18 protein-coding genes are annotated in these 19,767 nt (G+C 42.0%); 3 read left to right on the top strand and 15 right to left on the bottom strand.

Annotated elements, in window-relative coordinates:
* Positions 1–230: 230 nt before the first annotated feature.
* The 9 genes from A5878_RS04510 to A5878_RS04470 form a co-directional block, all read right to left on the bottom strand.
* Complete coding sequence (locus tag A5878_RS04510) at positions 231–638, bottom strand: NusG domain II-containing protein (protein ID WP_034868672.1); 408 nt, start codon at positions 636–638, stop codon at positions 231–233.
* 25 nt (positions 639–663) lie between these two features.
* Positions 664–1,059 carry a hypothetical protein gene (locus tag A5878_RS04505; RefSeq protein WP_086294750.1) on the bottom strand — a complete coding sequence of 132 codons (396 nt, stop codon included), beginning with the start codon at positions 1,057–1,059 and terminating at the stop codon, positions 664–666.
* Positions 1,060–1,096: 37 nt separating this feature from the next.
* Positions 1,097–1,267 carry a 50S ribosomal protein L32 gene (rpmF, locus tag A5878_RS04500; protein ID WP_005225341.1) on the bottom strand — a complete coding sequence of 57 codons (171 nt, stop codon included), beginning with the start codon at positions 1,265–1,267 and terminating at the stop codon, positions 1,097–1,099.
* A gap of 29 nt (positions 1,268–1,296) precedes the next feature.
* The gene (locus A5878_RS04495) at positions 1,297–1,431 is read right to left on the bottom strand and encodes a putative metal homeostasis protein (protein WP_005237325.1); all 135 of its coding nucleotides are present in this window, start codon (positions 1,429–1,431) and stop codon (positions 1,297–1,299) included.
* Between the two features lie 15 nt (positions 1,432–1,446).
* Complete coding sequence (rpsN, locus tag A5878_RS04490) at positions 1,447–1,716, bottom strand: 30S ribosomal protein S14 (protein ID WP_005225340.1); 270 nt, start codon at positions 1,714–1,716, stop codon at positions 1,447–1,449.
* Between the two features lie 16 nt (positions 1,717–1,732).
* Positions 1,733–1,885: a 50S ribosomal protein L33 gene (rpmG, locus tag A5878_RS04485; protein ID WP_005225339.1), complete on the bottom strand. Its 153-nt coding sequence runs from the start codon at positions 1,883–1,885 to the stop codon at positions 1,733–1,735.
* A 300-nt stretch (positions 1,886–2,185) separates the two neighbouring features.
* Entirely contained in the window at positions 2,186–4,165 is a 1,980-nt protein-coding gene (locus tag A5878_RS04480; RefSeq protein WP_086294749.1) for a S9 family peptidase, read from the bottom strand.
* Between the two features lie 90 nt (positions 4,166–4,255).
* A complete protein-coding gene (locus A5878_RS04475; protein ID WP_086294748.1) occupies positions 4,256–5,200 on the bottom strand; it encodes a tocopherol cyclase family protein in 945 nt (314 codons plus the stop codon).
* Positions 5,201–5,328: 128 nt separating this feature from the next.
* Positions 5,329–6,366, bottom strand: a complete 1,038-nt coding sequence (locus A5878_RS04470; RefSeq protein WP_086294747.1) for an NADH:flavin oxidoreductase/NADH oxidase — start codon at positions 6,364–6,366, stop codon at positions 5,329–5,331.
* Positions 6,367–6,629: 263 nt separating this feature from the next.
* Between A5878_RS04470 and A5878_RS04465 the strand changes: the two genes are divergently transcribed.
* Positions 6,630–8,768: a UvrD-helicase domain-containing protein gene (locus A5878_RS04465; RefSeq protein WP_086294746.1), complete on the top strand. Its 2,139-nt coding sequence runs from the start codon at positions 6,630–6,632 to the stop codon at positions 8,766–8,768.
* Positions 8,769–8,939: 171 nt separating this feature from the next.
* On the opposite strand, the gene A5878_RS04460 is transcribed toward A5878_RS04465, so the two are convergent.
* Positions 8,940–10,316, bottom strand: a complete 1,377-nt coding sequence (locus A5878_RS04460; RefSeq protein WP_167823093.1) for a CHAP domain-containing protein — start codon at positions 10,314–10,316, stop codon at positions 8,940–8,942.
* 391 nt (positions 10,317–10,707) lie between these two features.
* Here A5878_RS04460 and A5878_RS04455 point away from each other — a divergent pair, with 391 nt between their 5' ends.
* Positions 10,708–12,108: a metallophosphoesterase gene (locus A5878_RS04455; protein ID WP_086294745.1), complete on the top strand. Its 1,401-nt coding sequence runs from the start codon at positions 10,708–10,710 to the stop codon at positions 12,106–12,108.
* A 450-nt stretch (positions 12,109–12,558) separates the two neighbouring features.
* Here A5878_RS04455 and A5878_RS04450 read toward each other — a convergent pair whose 3' ends face one another.
* From A5878_RS04450 to A5878_RS04430, 5 genes are all read right to left on the bottom strand, one after another.
* A complete protein-coding gene (locus tag A5878_RS04450; RefSeq protein ID WP_086294744.1) occupies positions 12,559–12,912 on the bottom strand; it encodes a nuclear transport factor 2 family protein in 354 nt (117 codons plus the stop codon).
* A 568-nt stretch (positions 12,913–13,480) separates the two neighbouring features.
* Entirely contained in the window at positions 13,481–13,681 is a 201-nt protein-coding gene (locus A5878_RS04445) for a cold-shock protein (protein ID WP_005225331.1), read from the bottom strand.
* A 247-nt stretch (positions 13,682–13,928) separates the two neighbouring features.
* A complete protein-coding gene (locus A5878_RS04440; protein WP_086294743.1) occupies positions 13,929–15,389 on the bottom strand; it encodes a glycoside hydrolase family 1 protein in 1,461 nt (486 codons plus the stop codon).
* 1 nt (position 15,390) lies between these two features.
* Entirely contained in the window at positions 15,391–16,833 is a 1,443-nt protein-coding gene (locus tag A5878_RS04435; protein ID WP_086294742.1) for a glycoside hydrolase family 1 protein, read from the bottom strand.
* Positions 16,830–18,701, bottom strand: a complete 1,872-nt coding sequence (locus A5878_RS04430) for a beta-glucoside-specific PTS transporter subunit IIABC (protein ID WP_005225328.1) — start codon at positions 18,699–18,701, stop codon at positions 16,830–16,832. The genes A5878_RS04435 and A5878_RS04430 overlap by 4 nt, the downstream gene beginning before the upstream one ends.
* Positions 18,702–18,808: 107 nt before the next feature.
* Between A5878_RS04430 and A5878_RS04425 the strand changes: the two genes are divergently transcribed.
* Complete coding sequence (locus A5878_RS04425) at positions 18,809–19,618, top strand: MurR/RpiR family transcriptional regulator (RefSeq protein ID WP_086294741.1); 810 nt, start codon at positions 18,809–18,811, stop codon at positions 19,616–19,618.
* Positions 19,619–19,767: the final 149 nt, after the last annotated feature.

Raw genomic sequence — 19,767 nt, 5'->3', positions numbered from 1 at the left:
ATTTTAGATGATTGGGCAGAATTTTTTGTGAACGATTGGACAGAGATTGCTATTTCCACCCATAGTTCCTCTTTCTTCTGACGGTTGGAATTCTGCGCTTTTCTTGTATCAAAAACGCTGTTTCTGGCTGACTTACACGTTGGTCGATTGGCGTTTTTAACAGCTTCTTCTGCTCATCCTCATAAAAAAGCCAGCTGAACAGGAATTGTTCAGCTGGCTTCCTTTTTCTGTTAATAAATTAAATAGTCAGAGGCACCGGCTTGCTTGATCTCGATCACCAGCTTATGAGGCAGGCAAATACTCGTCTGCCCATTGCGATAGATCCAGCTGGTTTTGACAGCAATCTGGTCGGGACTATTGTCTTCACGAACTCGGATCGCGCCATCTTTGATCTCGACGATATTGTACTGACCTTCTGCTGGATAGTAGGTTTTTTCCATCGCATCGATTTCTTCTAAGTTAAAACGGTCAACCTCTTCTCCATTTATTCGCACGATTGCATACCGATCGCCGGTATCACTTTGAGCTTGTGCTTCAAATAGAAAAAGCGGTAAAAAAGAGCCGACAACTAACAGAATAAACAGCAGATAATCATAGGGCTTTAGAAGTTTTAAAAATGGCTGGATCGTCTTTTTCATCACATGTACGCCTTTCACGGTTCATTCACTGTTCCTTTTTAGAAGGTAATCGCTCTTCAAAAAAAGCAGTTAGGTCAATGATCTCTTCCTCTGTGAAGGTTTCTTGCTCCCATCGGGCAAGGATTTGTTCTTGCAAAGCCAAATCCATTTCCCAAAAATGCTCGATCTTCTTGAAATGCTTTGAGTCAAAGGAACGAAACACGGGGTAGATCATCAAAAATTCTTCAAAGGTAAGATCCCAGTCCTCAGTATAATCTTTAACGACCCCTTCTGACAAGGCTTTTTCCGTCGGATCGCCGTTTTCTTTGATCAAACCTGCTTCGTAAAAATGGCGATAGATTGCCTCTTTGGTGATCTCTGGATGAAATTTTTTACTGTGACGATAGGCTTCTTCAATCAATGACGGATAGATGATCTCCATTTTCCCCCTGCTTTCTGGACGGCGTCATAAGACGCCGTTAATTCTTTTCGATTGGGTGCTGCGCTTTATATTCTGCTAATGATACATGGTGGCTACGCTTGAAGGTTCCTGTTGTCCCATCAAACGAAATCGCTGGTGCTTTGACGCCATAGTGGGTTCGGCGCTTATTCTTTTTTGCTTTTGATGTTTTTCTTGCAGGTACTGCCATGTCATTTCCAACTTTCTTTCACTTTCTCATTATGCACGCAGCTGCAATGCATTTTTTCGTTTATTTCGCTTAAATTCATGAATGATCTTTAATGCGCGTTTCCTTGTTTTGATGTTCGGGCTCTTTAAACGTCGATACGCACTAGACAAGTCCGTTTTTTCCATATTGACTCCTTTCTGTTACCAGCTTGCTTTTGTAACGCCGGGAATTTCTCCGAGATGTGCATGCTTACGGAAATTGATCCGTGACATGCCGAATTTATTCATGTAGCCGCGCGGACGACCATCGATCATATCCCGTTTCTTCAAACGAGTCGGATTCGAATCCTTCGGTAGTTTGGCCAATGCTTGGGTATCTCCTTGTGCTTTTAGTTCTTGACGTACTGCTCGGTATTGTTCGATCAGTTGTACTTGTTTGTTGTATTTTGCAATTTTTGATTTTTTTGCCATTCAGTTATTTTCCTTCCTATTTCTTGATTTCACGAAAAATCGCTCTGCGCCGCAACTTTGGTGAATATTTTTTTAATTCTAAACGTTCCGGCGTATTGCGCTGGTTCTTATTGGTCAAATAAAGTCTTTCCCCTGTCTCCACACATGCCAAAATAATATTGTTTCTCATAATAACCAGCTCCTTTCTCTTACGTCACACCAAAAGAACACTTAAAGTGTAACGATTACGTTTTGTATCATATCACACTAAAACACAGGAAGCAAGCAAAACTATTTCTTCTTTTTGTTATTTAACACGTGAAGAAAACGTCATATGAATTTGTTTTCAACCGTCGCTGTCATTGGCGGCAAGATAACAGAAACCTATAGCTTTTGATCCCGCAAAAAAATCACCTGATTTTTAAGAAATCACTGGTTGGGCTTTTCAAGCAGCCCAAGTCGTGATTCTTTGTCAGGTGATTTCATTCGGTTAATTTACTGATTGGTTCTCATGTGATGCAAGCCATTCACTGATCGCCTGCAAGCGTTCTATCCGCAAGTTCGGCAAGCCATTGCGTGATAAACCATGAGAGGATTGAGGAAACAGCATCAGCTTCGTATCGACGCCTTGACGTTGCAATGCCATGTAAAACTGCTGTCCTTGTTCTTGCGGACATCGCAAATCATTTTCCCCATGGAGGACTAGCGTAGGTGTCTTGACTTGGCTGGCATAGGCCAAAGGCGACATCTTCCAAAGTCCTTCGGTCTCATCAAGTTCCCGCAACAATTGGAATTTGACAAAGGCAGGTCCAATGTCACTCGTCCCATAAAAGCTGATCCAATTTGAGATCGAGCGTTGCGTAACGGCCGCGCAAAAACGATCGGTATGGCCAACGATCCAGTTGGTCATAAAGCCACCATAACTGCCGCCAGCCACATGGATGGTGTTCGTATCGATTTCTGGATGGTTTGCCATCACGGCATCCACCCCTAACAGCAAGTCTTGATAATCTTTATTGCCATAATCACCTAAAATCGATTTGACAAATGTTTGACCGTATCCTTGCCCGCCACGAGGGTTCAACAAGATGACCCCATAGCCATTAGCGGCATGGACTTGCATCTCATGGAAAAATGTTTCCCCATAACAGACCTGCGGACCGCCATGAATGTACAAAATCGCTGGATGATTTTCCTTTGTTTCGGTCGGAGGCAAATACCAGCCTTGAATTTGCCAGCCATCTGCTCCTTCGTACCAAAACGCTTCAGGTTTACTGATCGTTAACTGTGACATAACTGCTTGGTTGGGATCATAGAGATCGGTTACTTCACCACTTGTTAAGTCAATCAATGCTAAGCGACTAGGGATCGTTGGCGTCGCATAAGCAACAGCAAGTTTGGCTTCTGAATAGATCGCCGCATCGAGGATATCCATTTTTTCATCAAGTAGTTTGGTCCATTCTCCTTGGGTCGTGGCACGGTACAATTGTAGCTTGCCATGTTCTGTTACGGGTATAAGGAATGTGTCATCCGTCAACCAGGTGATCGCTACACCACGATTTTTTTGTTGAAAATCACTGATGATCGCATTGCCAAAGGCAACATCTAACTCCTTGGAAAGATTTTTGACTGCTTTCGTTTTTAAGTCGATCAAAAACAAATCATCCAAGGTCACAAATCCGTAAGAGAGATCATTGCCTAATAGTAACAGCTGATCATTGCGCGCTGCAGCAAAAGTGTAGGTTCCTTCTGGCAGAATGTTTTCTAAACTTTCTGTCTTTTTCGTCTGGCTATCAAGGAGACAAACCTTCGAGCCATAGTCCCATTCATCTTCTTCCTCTTTGTCAAAGGTGAGGAACAACGTCTTCTGATCATCCGCGATGCCAAAAAAAACAAAGGGAGAATCATGCTCAAAAATCAGTTCCGTTTCTTGTGTCGCGAGCGTTTTTTTGATGATCGAATGTTTTTTTTCTTTTAAAAAGCCGACGCCATCCGCCAAATAATTGACTTTCGTAGTAGCTTTTACTTCTGGAAATTCCTTTTGCTTGTCCGTCTTTTCTGTGTCGTCTTGATTCTCTGAGATCGTCTCTTCTTGTGCCAGCTTATAATAGACCGCAGTTGCGTCTTGCTTCCAAAAATAGTCCCCCAGACCCTTCTCAGTGACAAGTGCTTGAGGCTTGCCTCCGGACACTGGCATCGTCCATAACGTACTTTCACCTTTCTTTGGATCGGTCGTCACAAAACTGAGCCTTTGCTCATCTGGCGAGACCTTTAGGTTGTTGTGGGTCGTCGCTTCGGTGCCCCACTCACGCCGTTCGTTGGTCTTTGGGTCAATACTATAAATCGCTGAATCATACGTATTAGTCTCTTGGTTGACTGCCGTTTCCAAGTAAAAAACCTGATTTTGCCCCACTGCAGGCTGCGCAATCGTTTTCAGTTCAAACAGTGTCTCATTCGTTATTTTTTCCATCCGTTTCCCTCCAAAGATACGTGTTTTCGCAGTAACTATCTACTAGTATATCAAAAGAAACGAATTTTTCTGCTTTTTTCCCGCCTTTTTTTAATAGTGAAATCCTCGCAGATTCGCTACTTCTTCAAAACCAGCCGACGTTCCCGTCTGCCGCAAGATCTCCTGCCCATTTTCTAAAAGGGTCAAGGCAATTTCCGTACTGGCGCTTTCGCGAATGATCCGATTCATTTGCCCAATAGAAGGTGCTAACAACGAATGGCCTTCTTTCGTCAACACTTCGATCGTCAGCAGCCACTGTTTTTGTTTGAGCTGGATCACTAAATGGTCTTCCGTACGTTTGACATCATGAATCTTTGCACCATGATAAGTAGCAAAACGATATTCTTGGCTGCCGACTTGCAGAACACAAATCGTTCCCAAAAAAGCAAAACCAGCAAAGGGAATGTCGGCTGCGGAGAAAAAGAACCGTACATCTGGTGCATCAAAACTGTTGCACTGAACCCAGATATAAGCTGCTGGAAAGGAGGTTCCCCAGTCTTTTTCCAAATAACCGATCCCGTTCGAAAAATCGATTGGTTCTTCGTTCCAGTACAGCGTACCTTCTAAGCTATGACTCATGCTCAAGACACCGTGGTAGCACTCCATAAATGACAGATACGAAAAAGGCCCCATGATACTCGGCGCATAACGTGTCCGCTGAATCGGTTTGTGGTCGTTGTATTTTACTGCTCCTTGTACTTGGAGATCGTTATTTTTTAAAGAGACTTGAATGCCTGCTTCACTAAAGATATTGTCACCAATCGTTACTTTTCGCTCCTCTTCTGAAACCTGAAAATCAGTTTCTGGAAAGGAGAAGTAATGCGCGCCCTCATGATTGATCACTTGAATGAACACTTCTTTGGTACCGTCTTCTTGAATCGAAAGACCTGGAATAAAAGCATAGACTTCTTCACCGATTTGGTGCTTATGGTACCAGCCTTCAAAAAAAGCGGTCTGCTTGTCGTGGCCGTGAAAGAACCGATCTGTTGTCAACATCTTGATTTCCCTCCGTTTCTTTTTTAAGTGTAGCATGAAGCAGAAAGATTCCTCAGGATAATGCCTTTGTCCATGTAAAAAAATCTCCTAAGAAGATTTTTCTTCTAGGAGAATTTTTATCAGATGAATCAACGCTTCACCCCGCGTTGATAGGAATCATTGTACGCTTGAAAGGACTTATCGTGAAGTTTCGCCGCTGCATCTGCCAACCAGTTGACATTTCTGATCAATGCGCGGCCTTGTAAAACCAAATCCACTTGATTGGTTTGCAAAAGATATTCGCAAAGATCAGGATTATCCAATAAACCGACTGCTGCTACGGGAATATCGACCACTTGCTTGATAGCTGCAGCAAAGGGCACTTGGTAGCCATCATAGATCGGAATATTAGGCTTTTTATCCACCACACCGCCTGTAGAGCAATCAAGACAATCAATGCCATCTGCTTGAAGCCATTGGGCCACTTGCTGCCAATCTTCCAACGAATTTTGGCGTCCTGGTTCTTCATAGTCTGTCAGTGACAAGCGCATCCACAAGGACCCAGAAAAGACTGCTCGAACTGCTTGTACCGTTTCTTTTACAAAGCGATACCGATTCTCTAAGGAACCACCATACAGGTCGGTGCGTTGATTGACGAAAGGCGAAAGAAATTGATCCATCAAGTAGCCATGAGCCCCATGAAGTTCGATCATCGTGACACCCGCATTGGCTGCTCGTTGGGCAGCCTGAACAAAACTATCTTGCACCCGTTTGATCTCCGACAGGGTCATTTCTGACGGTAACGGGTAGCGCTCGTTAAAGGCAACGGCACTTGGTGCCAAAGGATTGGTGGCATCAACTGCTTTTCGTCCTGCATGGCTTAGTTGGATGCCTACTTGCGCATCGAACCCATGCAGCAGTTCCACCAATTTCGTCAGCTCTGTTTGCTGCTCTTCATTCCATAACCCTAGATCATTGTTTGTGATTCGTCCGTCTGGTTCAACGGCAGTCGCTTCAATAATGATCAAGCCGACTTTGCTTAATGCTCGTGCCCCGTAGTGAACAAAATGAAAAGGCTCCGCAACACCGTCTTCTTTTTTTACTTCATACATACACATCGGCGACATAACGACGCGGTTGGCCAATGCTAAACTCGCTAGCTTCACTGGTGACAATAATTTGGACATGCTGACACTCCCTCAACGATTTTTCGCTTTGTATTTTTCTCTATATTCAGTATAAACAGCCCCTTCAAAAACACAAGCAATGACCCTTTTTCCCATTTTTAAAACAAAAAAATAGACGCATTCTGCTTGCTCCCATGACATTGGAACAATCAGCTGCCTCTTCCCACTATTATTATACCGCATCCAGAGTCAAAAAAATAGACTAGTATTTTTGGTGGATGCTCGTATAATTGAGATACTTTGGAGAATGGATGTGAGTCTGAATGAACGACCTAAAGGCTGAAAAGAAGCATCTCGCAGACACGTACCAGCAATTGCTGACGCGAAAGACAGGGCTGAACAGTTTCTTGACTGAAGGCAGAAAAAAAGATCGCCTTGCGATGCAAAGCATCGGCGAAGAGATTCGCTTAAACTTTGATAATTTTGCTGACCGTTTAGATACTTTTGCTGCCATCGAAAGTAAGAACCGTGAGATCGACCAAATGAACGCCGCTCTTCAATCTGCTGAACGTGAATTAGCTGCCATCGACCGTCTACTGGATAGTCCCTACTTTGGTAAAATCTCCCTACAATTTGAAGATGAGGAAATGATAGAAGATTTTTACATTGGGATCAATGGTTTTGTTAATGAAAATAAGGAAGGGCTGATCTATGATTGGCGCTCCCCTATTGCCGAATTGTTCTATGCCAAACGCTTGGGCCCGGTCTCTTATCAAGTGAACAATCAGACGATTTCTGCCGCTCTTGAACATCGCCGACAATTTATTATCGAAAAAGATCACTTGAAGCAAGCCTTTGATACCTCAGTCGCGATTCAAGATGAAGTGTTACTGGCAGCCCTTGAAGCCAATAATAGTCAAAAAATGCAAGATATTACTGCTTCGATCCAACACGAACAAAACGTCATCATCCGTGACTTAGCGCATAAAAACCTACTGGTCAACGGTGTTGCTGGAAGCGGAAAAACGTCTGCTGTCATGCAACGGATCGCCTTTTTGCTGTACCATTTTCGTGAAGAGATGACCGCAGAGAATGTCTTGATCCTCTCCCCGAACTCTCGGTTTATTGATTATATTTCGCAAGTGCTGCCTTCCCTCGGTGAAAAAAATCCATTGACGTTGACCATGCGGCAGTTTTGCCAAGCATTTCCTAGCGTTGACTTAGAATCGGAAGCGGCGTATTTTGACCGCATCCAGCAAACACCCAGTGAAGCAATCGACCTTTTACGCAGTGCGGACTTCAGTCGCTTTCTTCAATACTTGAGCAAACAGCTGCCAGAAGAACTTGTGCTTCAGTTTAAACCAATCAAAAGAAAAAACGTCGTCCTTTTTTCTGAAGAAACGATCGACACTTTCTTCCAAGAGACACCGAAACAGGCATCCTTGCGCGATCGCATCCAAGCAGTTAAAAAGAAATTGGCTTACGCTTGGGAGGATCGACTGCAAAAAAATGCCTTAGCAGCAAATGTTCACGACCAAGTTCGTTCTTTGACTGAAGACGAACAGCACTCCCTATTAGGGAAAGTTTTAAAGGATGATTCAGAAAAAACAATTCAGAAAGCAGCCATTCGCCTCCTGAAGAAAAAATACGCAACGGTTTCCAAACAAATCAACGACCTTACTTGGTTTGATACGAAACGATTGTTAGCAGACAGTGCCGACTATTTTACTCATGGACAGATCACTTTGACGCAAACAGCAGATAGTTTGGATTATACCGTATGTTTATTGCTGATTCGTCATTTGCTCGCCGAAAAACAACCTGTCCCTGCGTTACGCTATCTGTTTATCGATGAAGTCCAAGATTATACGCCAGCACAACTTCAGTTTCTATTATGTCTTTTTCCTATGACCGCTTTTACCCTCGTGGGGGATCAGCAACAGGCGATCTTTACAAGTGCCATCACCGTATCAGAAATCCAAACGTTATTTCAACAACAGGCGAAATCCCTCGAAACGTATCAGCTGACTACGAGTTATCGGTCTAGCGGTGCAATCACGCGGTTATTTGCCCAAATGCTACCAAAAGAAACCAATTTAAACATCTCTGCCGTCCGACCAGAAGGAAAGTTGCCACAGTTTTATGCCAATCTGTCTGACGTTGCGTTAGTAGACATAGTAAAGGAACTTAAGCAACCAGTAACGATCATCACCAAAGATAGTCGATCCAGTGAGGAGCTCAAACAGTTCTTCGATAAACAGGCCGTGTCATTTCATGGAACGGTTTTACCGATTCATCTTGCCAAAGGATTGGAATTTAAGCAGGTTCTTTTATATGATGTCTCAGAAGAAAATTATCATATCGATCAAGATCGGCGGATTCTCTATACGGCGATTTCTCGTGCAATGGAAGAACTGGTGGTAACTTCAAAAGGAACCTTTTCGCCGTTTCTCACTCCTTGAATAGTAAAACGAGAAACCTCCTACTTTCTATAGAATCTTGATTAGATTTGAGAGAACCCTGTCTTGCCTCTCTAGGTAGTTCTCTCACCTAACTGATCAAGAAGTGAAAAAGCTATCGATCAAATAAAAAAGCATCAACGCGATTGCGTTGATGCTTTGCTTTTGAATTGATTAGCGATGGATGTAAGTATATCCAGATGCGCTCATTGTTGCAGTGTTTGGTCCACCAGGACTGTCAAAGCCCGTTCCGCCTTGAGAGATTGTGATGGTATTGTTTGATGGGTTGTATGATTCAACATAAGCAACGTGTCCATAAACTGGATGAGCAGTCCATTCGCCACCAACTGATTGACCAGCGGCAAAGACTACAACGGCACCGGCTGCTGGTGTACCATTGACGGTGTATCCATCAGCTGCAGCTGACGCACCCCATTGTGCACCATTACCCCAGTAAGTACCTACCCAAGGAGCGCGGTTTTTCACGTACCAAGTACATTGACCCCAAGCATACATGTTACCTGAGCTTGAATGATCTTTTCCGCCGCCAGTAGAAATACTTCCGGTAGAATTATTGTTTGATGAAGAGTTTGAATCTGAGTTACTTGAGCTTGAATTGCTTGAACCAGTGTTTGAAGAGCCTGCGTTCGATGAACTTGAGCTGTTAGAACTGCTGGTATTGCTTGAGCTTGTGTTGCTTGAAGAACTACTTGTTGCGATTTCAGTAGAAGCTGTTGTATTCTCTGTCGCGCTTTCAGTTGATTGAGCAGCAGCTTCTTGTTGTGCTTCTTTCAAAGCAGCAGCTTGTCTTTCTTCTTCTGCTTTTTGAGCAGCAGCAGCTTCTTGTTGTTCTTTCAAGATACGGGCTTTTTCAGCTTCCGCTTCTTGTTTTTTCTTGTTCAATGCATCTTTGTCTTTTTCAGCAGTCGCTTGTTCTGCTGCTAAGTTTGCTTTCAAGACATTTAAATCAGCTTGTTTTGCTGCAATGGCATCTCTTTGTTGGCTAAGTTCTGCTTGGTTCGCAGCAACTTCTTGGATTTTGCTTTCGTTTTCTTTGACTTTGTCTTCAACATCTTGTTTGTCTTGTTTTTGTTGTTCAACTAAATCATTGTTTGCATTGACGATCGTTGTCATCGCTTGTACGCGACCGATAACATCCGTTAAAGAATCTGCTTCTAAAACAGCATCAATGAAATTGGTGCTTTGACCGTTAACTTGTACATCACGGGCTTGCTTTTGGATTGCTTCTTCACGTTTGGCAATACGCAATTTCAATGTTGCGATTTTGTCTTGCAATTTCTCAGCTTCTTGACCTAACTCAACTTGTTTCGCTTCTAATGAAGCAACTTTTGCACTCACTGTTTCAATTTCTGCTTCTAGAGAATCGATCTGTGATTGGGCGTCAGCTTGCTGACCTTTAAGAGAATTAATTTTTTGGTCTTGCTGCTCGATTTGATCATCAATGGAATCTGCAAATGCTAATGCAGGTGCTGCAACTGCTGTTAATGTTAGTGAACACACCATTAATGCTGATAACAAACTATTCTTCACTCGTTTTTCCTCCGACTAGCTGGTTGATTTGACAGATGAACTGCCTTTATAAAAACTTAATTTTGTCTAAGAAAGTTTAATGTTCGATTTAACGACAAATGAATTCTACCATAATGATATGACACACAGATAAAGGAAATGTTACAAAAATGTTTCAATCTAACACTCCCTTTATCTCCACGATAAATAACAGGACAATTAAAGACCGTTAAATCAACGTTTCTGAATAAATTACCGCATTTTCTTTTCATTTTCATCATCTAAAATAAAATAAATTTATGTTATCTTTATCGAAAGTAAGGCTAATTATTCAAGGTTTATAACTTGATCGCAATTATTTTAATAAGAAAAACTATGAAAACAAGAATTCATTCAAAAAAAGACCATTTATGTGACAAGATCCCTATTCCTTTCTATAATAAATAAAACAAGCGAGGAGGGAATCGCGATTCGTACATACAAAAAATGGTTTTGGCCATTGGCACTACTTACACTTTTTGTCACCTGTTTCCTGTTATTCTTTCAATTTCGTAAGGTGCATGAAGCCGATACTCCATTGCAACAGGCAAGCAACAGTGAGTTTTGGCTCTTAAGTGATATTCATTTTCTTTCCTCCACGCTTCATGATAACGGCGCAGCCTTTCAGACCTTCACAAAGGGAGCTGCTGGCAAAGAGATGACGTATCAAGAACAATCGATTGAGGCCTTCACCGCTCAAGCCTTAAAAGAGAAACCCACGGGAATTATTTTGACCGGTGATATGACGCTCAATGGCGAGAAAGCAAGTGCTCAAGAGTTGGCAAGATTGCTTGCACCATTGCAAGAAGCTGACATTATGGTTTTAGCATTACCTGGCAACCACGAGATTTACAATGGTTGGGCGCGAGCATTTAAAGGTGAAAAGGAATACTACGCAGATCAAATCAGTCCTGAGGATTTTCAAACGATTTTTGCTGAAGGTTACGAAAAAGCCAACAGTATCGACAAGTCTTCCCTTAGCTACAGCATTCAGTTAAACGACAAGTATCGTCTCTTTTTGCTCGATTCATGTATCTACGATTCTGAGGTTAATTGGGATGATCCTACTACGAATGGTGAGTTAAAACCGGCTACTCTAACTTGGTTGGAGGAGCAATTAACCCTGACGAAAGAAGCGGAGCAAGTACCACTGGTCTTTTTGCACCATAACTTGTTTGGTCATAATGAACTCTTACAAGACGGTTATGTTCTCGACAACGCCTCTGAGACTGTCGCTTTGTTGGAACGCTTCAACGTGCCAGCCGTTTTCTCTGGTCATATCCACATCCAAGACATTAACGAAGGGAATGATTCGCTTTATGAAGCAGTCACTGGGTCTTATTCAACAGCAGAATTAGGCTACGGCGTCCTTTCTCTTTCTGACAAGGAAATCAACTATGAAGCTCGCCAGATTGATCTCGATGCTTGGGCGGCTGAAACGAAGCAAACTAATGAACAGTTGCTGAACTATCAAAACTACCAGAAAAGTGTTTTTGAAAAAGACACCGACCAACTGGTCCGTGACCAATTGTCCGCAGTGTCTGAACTGTCAGATGCCCAGATGACAAAACTTTGCACGTTTGTCACGAGGCTGAACACTGCCCTTTTTACTGGCAATGATACTTACTCAGCCGAAGAAAAAGCTGCCATCAAAGACTCCCAGGAGTATCAGTGGTTAGCGACCTATTCTTACTTTTTGAAGCAATATGTCGATTCAATGCTGGACGATCAAACCGATGATCGCAAGCTGACGATCCCCCTCACAGCAGAATAAAGCCAAAAAGTGTCTTCTTCCTTTCTTTTAGGAAAAAGACACTTTTTCTTTTCTAATGAACGATAGCCCTCTCGTTTGGGTAAACGAGAAGGCTATCTGACGAGTCAATATTTATTCTTTGAAAGTGCAGCATACTATTACTACTATTATTTATTTCTCATTTAAACGATACAATCCCTAACCTCTATTGTATCCTTGTAACTCTGAAGTTACGCCAGGTTTGAATAAATTTCTTCAAAACAAGTAACGTGTGGTACAAAAATATTTGTCGCTTATCAATAACTATACCACGCAACTAGGCGCCGACGGAAGTAAACTAACTTATTCTTAATCATTACTTAAACAAAAGGTATTGTTTTCAAACAGTGTTACTCCTTTAAGAATTCTACGTGAAGCGATTAACCTTCCTGTCATGCATATCTGCTAACCATTCCTATAAGGTAATTCCTTTTATTCAATAGGCAAGTCGTGCTGTTTTAAGAAAGATAATTTATCCCAGTAGCCTCTTTGAAATAAAATTTTATCATTTACTATTTGAAAAAAACCGCAACCTCTCAAACCTAAGGGGTCACGCCACTCTAAAATTGCCCATTGTCCATCTTCGAAAATGTTCTCAACGATACAAACCATTTTTGCGTTAGAAAAATCTTGCTCAAACATCTGCTTGATCGCTTGTTTCCCAACAACTGGCTCGTTGGCAACCTGATGGTTTATTGCATTGTCATCATATAATTCTGAAATAATTTCAACATCTGCCTGATTAAACGCATCAACCCATTGGCAAAGTATTTCTTTTGGCTTCATATAAATCCCCCTCGAAATGTAATCATCTTTGTTCCAATCGCAATAAAAAAAGCAGCTAATTTGTACCAATATATTCTACTTTTACAATTCATTCAAGACAATATCGATGAAACGAATAAGAAATATCGATCTTTCATATCGATTACTCTTGTATAAGTACGGGGTACCATATATTGAATCGTAGCATGTTCCGCTTTACCTGTTTCTTTATTCCATTCACATGAGTCATGCCATTTGACTCACTAGTAATCATTGCTTTTAATGGTAGCAACGCTACTAAACCTATTCAACCACTTTATTAATTTATTGAATAAGGTATACAGCCCCTCTTTCTGTTTTCCTCTTTTTATACGCTTATCATCGAATGAGAAATCATGGGTAAGTAAACCGCGACGCTTAGGGCTAGTTGAATAGTGAAATCAAAGATGTACTATTTACCATGTTAGGTCCTCAAAGCCTGCAACTATTCTCTTGTAGCAGATCATCAACACCCAATCCATTTCAATATTTATATAAAATAAAACAAAAAAAAGCGAGAACCCAATGGATTCTCGCTTGTTAACGTCAATTAACCTTTAACGATGTTTGTTGCTTGTAAGCCACGTTGGCCTTCTTCAACGTCGAAAGTCACTGCTTGACCTTCTTCTAAAGTTTTGAAGCCGTCGCCTTGGATAGCTGAGAAGTGAGCAAATACATCATTGCCGTCTTCACCTGTAATAAATCCAAAACCTTTATCTGCATTAAACCATTTTACTGTACCGTTATTCATAAACGTATACCTCCATATTACACATCGACTGTGTTTATTTGTTTGTAATAGAAAATGATGTGTAATTGAAGTGTGTATCAATAGAAAAGATAAACAAGTATTAACATATCAGAACTTTACCTATTCATCATAGCACGGTTAAAATAAAATAGCAAATAAAGTTGGCTTTTTTTCTTGATAAAAAGGTAAATTGTTAAGAAACCTTATGATTAAGCCCAGCAATTGCTTTATCTGAAAGAATCAAGAATCAAAGAGTTGCGCCGTTTGAAGCAATTACTTTTTTGTACCAATCAAATGACGCTTTCTTGATGCGTTTCTTTGTGCCATTGCCTTCATCGTCTTGGTCAACATAGATAAAGCCATAACGTTTCGACATTTGTGAGGTTGAGGCACTAATGATATCGATGCAGCCCCATGCCGTATAGCCAAAGACGTCGACGCCATCATGCAACGCTTCATTGATTTGTTCAATATGCTGACGCAGATAGTCGATTCGATAAAAATCATCGATGGTGCCATCTTCGTTTACGACATCTTCTGCTCCCAAACCGTTTTCGGCAATAAACAAAGGTTTTTGATAGCGGTCATAGAGTTGATTCAATGCTGTTCGCAACCCTTTGGGATCGATCTGCCAGCCCCATTTACTGCTAGGCAAATAGGGATTTTTGATCCCACCAGTGATCAGATTCCCGACAGCACTTTCCAAGCGTTCTGGATGCGCGCTGACTGCACTGGACATATAGTAACTAAAGGAAACAAAATCAACCGGGTTTTCTCGGATGACTTCTAAGTCTCCTGGTTCGATCGCCAATTCCACTCCTTTTTCTTCAAACATGCGGTTGGCATATGCTGGATAATAGCCTCTTGCCTGCACATCACTGAAAAAGAGTGAGGTTCGTTGACTTTCAACTGTTTTTTGGACATCGTCTGGATCACAGCTGTACGGCGTTAATAATTGATAGCTGATCATGCAGCCGACCTTGGCATCGGGAATCAATCGATGGCAATAGTCAGTCACGATTGCGCTGGCGACAAATTGATGGTGCGCCCCTTGGTACTTGTCTTGTTCAATATTAGGATGACCTTCTTCAATGATCCCGACACTAACATATGGATGGTGTTTGACACAATTGATTTCATTAAAAGTCACCCAGTATTTGACTTTCTTTTGGTATCGCTCAATCACCGTCTTGGCAAAACGGACGTAAAAGTCGATCACTTGCCGGTTTGGCCATCCTCCATACTCAGTCACTAAATACAAAGGCATCTCATAATGGGATAGTGATACCACTGGTTCGATCCCATACTTCAAACACTCATCAAAGACTGCGTCGTAAAATGCCAATCCAGCTTCGTTTGGCTCTACCTCATCCCCCTTTGGAAAGATCCGTGTCCAGGCAATTGACATCCGATAGGCTTTGAAGCCCATCTCAGCAAATAAACGAATATCTTCTTTAAAGTGATGATAAAAATCGATTCCCTGTCTTTTCGGATAGTATTTCGTGCTGTTTGGATCCTGTGCTTCTGCAACTTGCTGATGAGTCATCATATGCCATTGGTCCGTCCATCGTTCTTTCGGCATTGAGGAATCGAATAGATAGACATCAGAAACCGACAAGCCTTTTCCATCGATTCCAGAACCTCCTTCAACTTGGTTGGCAGCTGTTGCTCCTCCCCAGAGGAAATCTTTTGGAAAATAACTTTTCATTTTACTTGCCGCCTTTCAAAAATGATTCGTACGCCAGCGCTTCCCCATTCGTGGCAATCACTTGCTGATAATACGCAAAACTAGCTTTTTTCTGGCGGGAAAGATCTCCGCTACCATCATTTTGCTTATCAACATAGATAAAGCCGTATCGTTTTTCCATCTCTCCTGTCCCCGCAGAAACGATATCGATCGGTCCCCACCATGTATAGCCTAGAATCGCTGCGCCATCTTTGATCGATTCCGCCATTGCTTCTACATGGTCTTTCAAATAGGCCATCCGTTCTTCATCGACGATCGACCCATCTTCATTGACAACATCCTTTAAACCAATTCCATTTTCAACGATAAATAATGGTTTTTGATAGCGATCAGTCAATTCGCTGCAAACATAGCGTAATGCCAGCGGATCGATCGGCCATCCCCAAGCAGTTTCTTTTAGGTAAGGATTCTTTTTCCCTAGTAATCCGCCAGTATTGCCTAAAATTTTCATGCCTGCTTCATGCAATGAGCTGCGGTAAAAACTAAAGCCTAAATAATCGCAGGTCCCCGCTTTAATGATCGCTAGATCTTCTTCTGTAATGTCCAGCAACAGATGATTATCCTTCACGATGCGGTCGAAGTATTCCGGATAGGCTCCTCGCAATTGCACATCACTATAGAACAAGGAACGACGGCGCAGTTGATACGATTCAAAAACATCTTGCGGGTTGCACGTTGCAGGGTAAATCGGACTCAGTGACAGCATACAGCCAATCTGATTGTTTTCATCTTCTGCCTTCCCATTCAGAACTGCTTTGGCACTTGCAACAAACATATTATGACTTGCTTGATAAAGTGCCTGTAATTTTTCTTCTTCAGTCTCGAAAGAAAACACATCGATACCTGCTGCGAGTAACGGGATCGTATGGGTATGGTTGATTTCATTGAAAGTCATCCAATATTTCACTTTCCCTTTGTAGCGTGCAAAAACCACTTTTGTATACCGATCAAAAAAATCGATCAGCGCACGATTTTGCCAACCACCATATTTCGTCACCAAATGCAGTGGCGTCTCAAAATGAGCTAATGTAACAACTGGTTGGATCCCTTTTTCATTCAAGGCATCAAATAAATCATCATAAAATTGTAAACCTGCTTCATTGGGTTCCGTCTCATCCCCATTCGGAAAAATGCGACTCCAAGCAATTGAGGTACGCAAACACTTCAAGCCCATTTCCGCAAACAGTTCAATGTCTTCTGGGTACCGATGATAAAAGTCGATGGCTTCATGGCTCGGATAAAAGTTATCCTCTTCAAGCTGCAGTGAAACTTGCTCAATACGTTTTTCACCAACTGGTAAAATATCTGCTACACTTAATCCTTTTCCTCCTTCCAAATAAGCTCCTTCGGCTTGATTTGCGGCGATCGCGCCGCCCCATAGGAAATTTTTTGGAAATACACTCATGAAATCGCTCCTTTTAATAAATCATTTGCTACCAATGCGGTAACGTCTTTTTTCGCTTGATCCACAACTGTCAATGCATCTTCTTTGATCACACTGGTAAAGACCAACATGGTTGTCGGATCATATCCTTTTTCAATAATTTTTGCTAAGTCAAAGGTGCCAATTTTTTGCCCCTTCACGACTTGATCCCCTTGTTTCACCGAAATCTCAAACACGCCTTTTGCTAAATCAACCGTGTCTAAGCCGATATGAACCAACACTTCCGTCCCAGCAGCTGATTGGATCCCAAAAGCATGTCCAGTTGGAAAAACTGTCACAACCGTACCAGTAAGTGGCGCATAAATATCGCCGGCTGATGGATAAACGGCTAATCCATCCCCCATTGCTCGAGAAGAAAATACTTCATCTTTGACATCATCAAGCGTGATCGCTTCACCAGCAACTGGTGTCATCACTTGCAGCCCTGCACCTTCTTCTAAAACAGGTTCTACCGTTTCTTCAAATCCTAATACATAGGTCAAAATAGCAGTACCGAAGAACGCAAAGGCAATGCCGATCAAATAGTACACAAAGGTGTCCCCAAAGAAAGCTGGCAATGTCGTCAATGCTGGAAAAACATAGACGATGGCCTTGGTTTGCATCATTCCCATAAACGCACCAGCAAGGGCACCAACGATGGTTTGAGCAATCAACGGCTTTTTAAATTTTACCGAAAGTCCATAGACGATGGGCTCTGTAATTCCTCCAAGCAATGCTGGAAGCAAGGAAGATAGCGCCAGGCCTTTGGTTTCTTTTCTGCGAGAGCGTAAAAATACACCTAAAGCAACCCCAGCACTCGCAAATGTTGCTGCTGCGATCATCGGGCGCAGCGTATCATAGCCATATACCGCTAGGTTATTGACCATGATCGGTACAACTCCCCAATGGATCCCGATCATTACTAAGAATGTCCAACCGCCACCGATCAACAAGCCAGCTAACAGCCCGCTCTTGTCGCTGATAAAGTTCATGGCATTGCCTAAACCGTCCCCAAGCATTACACCGACCGGTCCAATGATCAAAACGGTCAAAGGCACCATGATCAAAAGAGCTACTAGTGATAGAGCAAAAATCTCGATACTCTTAGGAATGATCCGTTTGAGTAGTCGTTCCAAGTGCGAGTAAATATAGATCGAAACGATCGCTGGAATCACGGTACCCGAATACCCCATCAGCACAGCTGGGATTCCAAAGAAATCGACCGTCACACCATTTTCCGTCACCATTGCTGTAAAATTCGGCTCCAGCAACGCCCCAACGATTGCTAAAGCAATAAACATATTGACTTTGAAAATCCGCGCTGCACTGATCGCTAAAAATAAAGGCAAGAAATAAAAGACACTATTGCCAGCAGCAGCTAATATTTTATAGGTGCTTCCTTCCGCATCCATCAAATGATAGGTTGTAAAAACAACTAGCAAAGCTTTCAACATCCCTGCCCCTGCAAGAGCAACAATGATTGGATTAAAGATCGCAGACAATACATTGAAGAATCGGATAAATACATTGCCTTGTTTTTCTGTTGATTCTTCGGCATCCCCATCACTTTCCAAAGCATTTTGGATCGAATACTTACTCATGATCGTTTGAAAAACATCCGCTACATGATTACCGATCACGACTTGAAACTGGCCATTTCCTTCAATGACAGACAATACCCCATCAAGCTGCTGAATCTTATCCTTATTTTTTCGTGCCAACTCGACATCTTTCAACTTAAAACGCAATCTAGTGATGCAATGATACAGGCTAACGATATTTTGTTCCCCACCGACCTGTGCTATAATTTCACTAGCAAGTTTTGAATAATCTTTTGCCAAATGACTCACTCCCGTGTTTGATTTATAAAGCGCTTTATGGCGTTACTATAGCAGATTTTTTTCTCTCACCTGCGAAAGTTCGCAATTTGGAAACTGCTTACAAGAAAGGAAAGAAAATGGGCCTCTTAATTATTCGTTTATTGAATCTTTTAAATAATGCACCCACTGATTCCACCAACTACTATATCGGTTTGACCATGATCAACTATTACGATCAGATCCAAACTCTAAGTATTGGTGAATTCGCCGCTCTTTGCCATGTGTCAAAGTCAACCGTTTCAAAATTCGCCCGTACCTTAGGCTTTGATGACTATGGTGATTTAAAAGACAACGCAGCTTTCATCGAGAACCGCTTCAACAATCCCCTGAATTATCGTTCGAATATTTTGTCTGCCTTAGAGCAAGAGGGCGTAGACTCCTATTTTGACGCAGTTGTACAAGACATCGATTATCTGCGTCATCATCTTGATCTGCCAGCCATCGAACGGGTCGCAAAAGCCATTGTGACGCATAAAAATGTCTTTGCTTTTGGAATTTTATTCTCAGAATCGGCTGCTATTGATTTCCAGATCAAACTAGCATACAACGGCAAGTTCATTCGGACCTTCCAAGACGATCTCGTACAGGAAGAAATCATCAAGACCGCTGATGAAGAATCGCTGTTTATCATTTTTACCAACTCCGGTGACTACCTAACGAAACAGCAAATTCGAAATGGAACACCACGGAAAGATTTCTTCGATCGAACCAAAGCCAAAGTCATCGTGATCACCGCTAATCCACAGATCTCGGAACTGCCCTTTGTCCAAGAAGCAATCATCTTCCCTCACCAAACCCATTTTCAAACCCATGCTTTTATGTATCAGTTCATCATGGATTTGATCGTATCGAAGTTCAAGCAGTTGACGGATCGAAAGCGCATGTAGTAATGACCCTCCATTATAGAAGAAGGGCATTTCTTCCATAATGGAGGGTTCTTTGTGAATAAGATGTCTCATTCATTCGTAAGCGTCACTCATTTATTCCTAGTTTCTTTGAAATTTTTTTAATCCTAGGCTGCTATTTATTAAATTTC

The organism is Enterococcus sp. 3G6_DIV0642 (assembly GCF_002140635.1).
Lineage (GTDB): Bacteria > Bacillota > Bacilli > Lactobacillales > Enterococcaceae > Enterococcus_D > Enterococcus_D casseliflavus.
This window is presented reverse-complemented; position numbering and strand designations above follow the sequence as displayed.

Bases quoted from the DNA above. Each gene is read 5' to 3' on its own strand.
- A5878_RS04465 (WP_086294746.1), top strand. From the start codon at position 6,630: ATGAACGACCTAAAGGCTGAAAAGAAGCATCTCGCAGACACGTACCAG.
- A5878_RS04475 (WP_086294748.1), bottom strand. From the start codon at position 5,200: ATGTTGACAACAGATCGGTTCTTTCACGGCCACGACAAGCAGACCGCT.
- rpmG (WP_005225339.1), bottom strand. From the start codon at position 1,885: ATGAGAAACAATATTATTTTGGCATGTGTGGAGACAGGGGAAAGACTT.
- rpsN (WP_005225340.1), bottom strand. From the start codon at position 1,716: ATGGCAAAAAAATCAAAAATTGCAAAATACAACAAACAAGTACAACTG.
- A5878_RS04505 (WP_086294750.1), bottom strand. From the start codon at position 1,059: ATGGAGATCATCTATCCGTCATTGATTGAAGAAGCCTATCGTCACAGT.
- A5878_RS04425 (WP_086294741.1), top strand. From the start codon at position 18,809: ATGGGCCTCTTAATTATTCGTTTATTGAATCTTTTAAATAATGCACCC.
- A5878_RS04470 (WP_086294747.1), bottom strand. From the start codon at position 6,366: ATGTCCAAATTATTGTCACCAGTGAAGCTAGCGAGTTTAGCATTGGCC.
- A5878_RS04510 (WP_034868672.1), bottom strand. From the start codon at position 638: ATGAAAAAGACGATCCAGCCATTTTTAAAACTTCTAAAGCCCTATGAT.
- A5878_RS04445 (WP_005225331.1), bottom strand. From the start codon at position 13,681: ATGAATAACGGTACAGTAAAATGGTTTAATGCAGATAAAGGTTTTGGA.
- A5878_RS04435 (WP_086294742.1), bottom strand. From the start codon at position 16,833: ATGAGTGTATTTCCAAAAAATTTCCTATGGGGCGGCGCGATCGCCGCA.
- rpmF (WP_005225341.1), bottom strand. From the start codon at position 1,267: ATGGCAGTACCTGCAAGAAAAACATCAAAAGCAAAAAAGAATAAGCGC.
- A5878_RS04440 (WP_086294743.1), bottom strand. From the start codon at position 15,389: ATGAAAAGTTATTTTCCAAAAGATTTCCTCTGGGGAGGAGCAACAGCT.
- A5878_RS04495 (WP_005237325.1), bottom strand. From the start codon at position 1,431: ATGGAAAAAACGGACTTGTCTAGTGCGTATCGACGTTTAAAGAGCCCG.
- A5878_RS04450 (WP_086294744.1), bottom strand. From the start codon at position 12,912: ATGAAGCCAAAAGAAATACTTTGCCAATGGGTTGATGCGTTTAATCAG.
- A5878_RS04480 (WP_086294749.1), bottom strand. From the start codon at position 4,165: ATGGAAAAAATAACGAATGAGACACTGTTTGAACTGAAAACGATTGCG.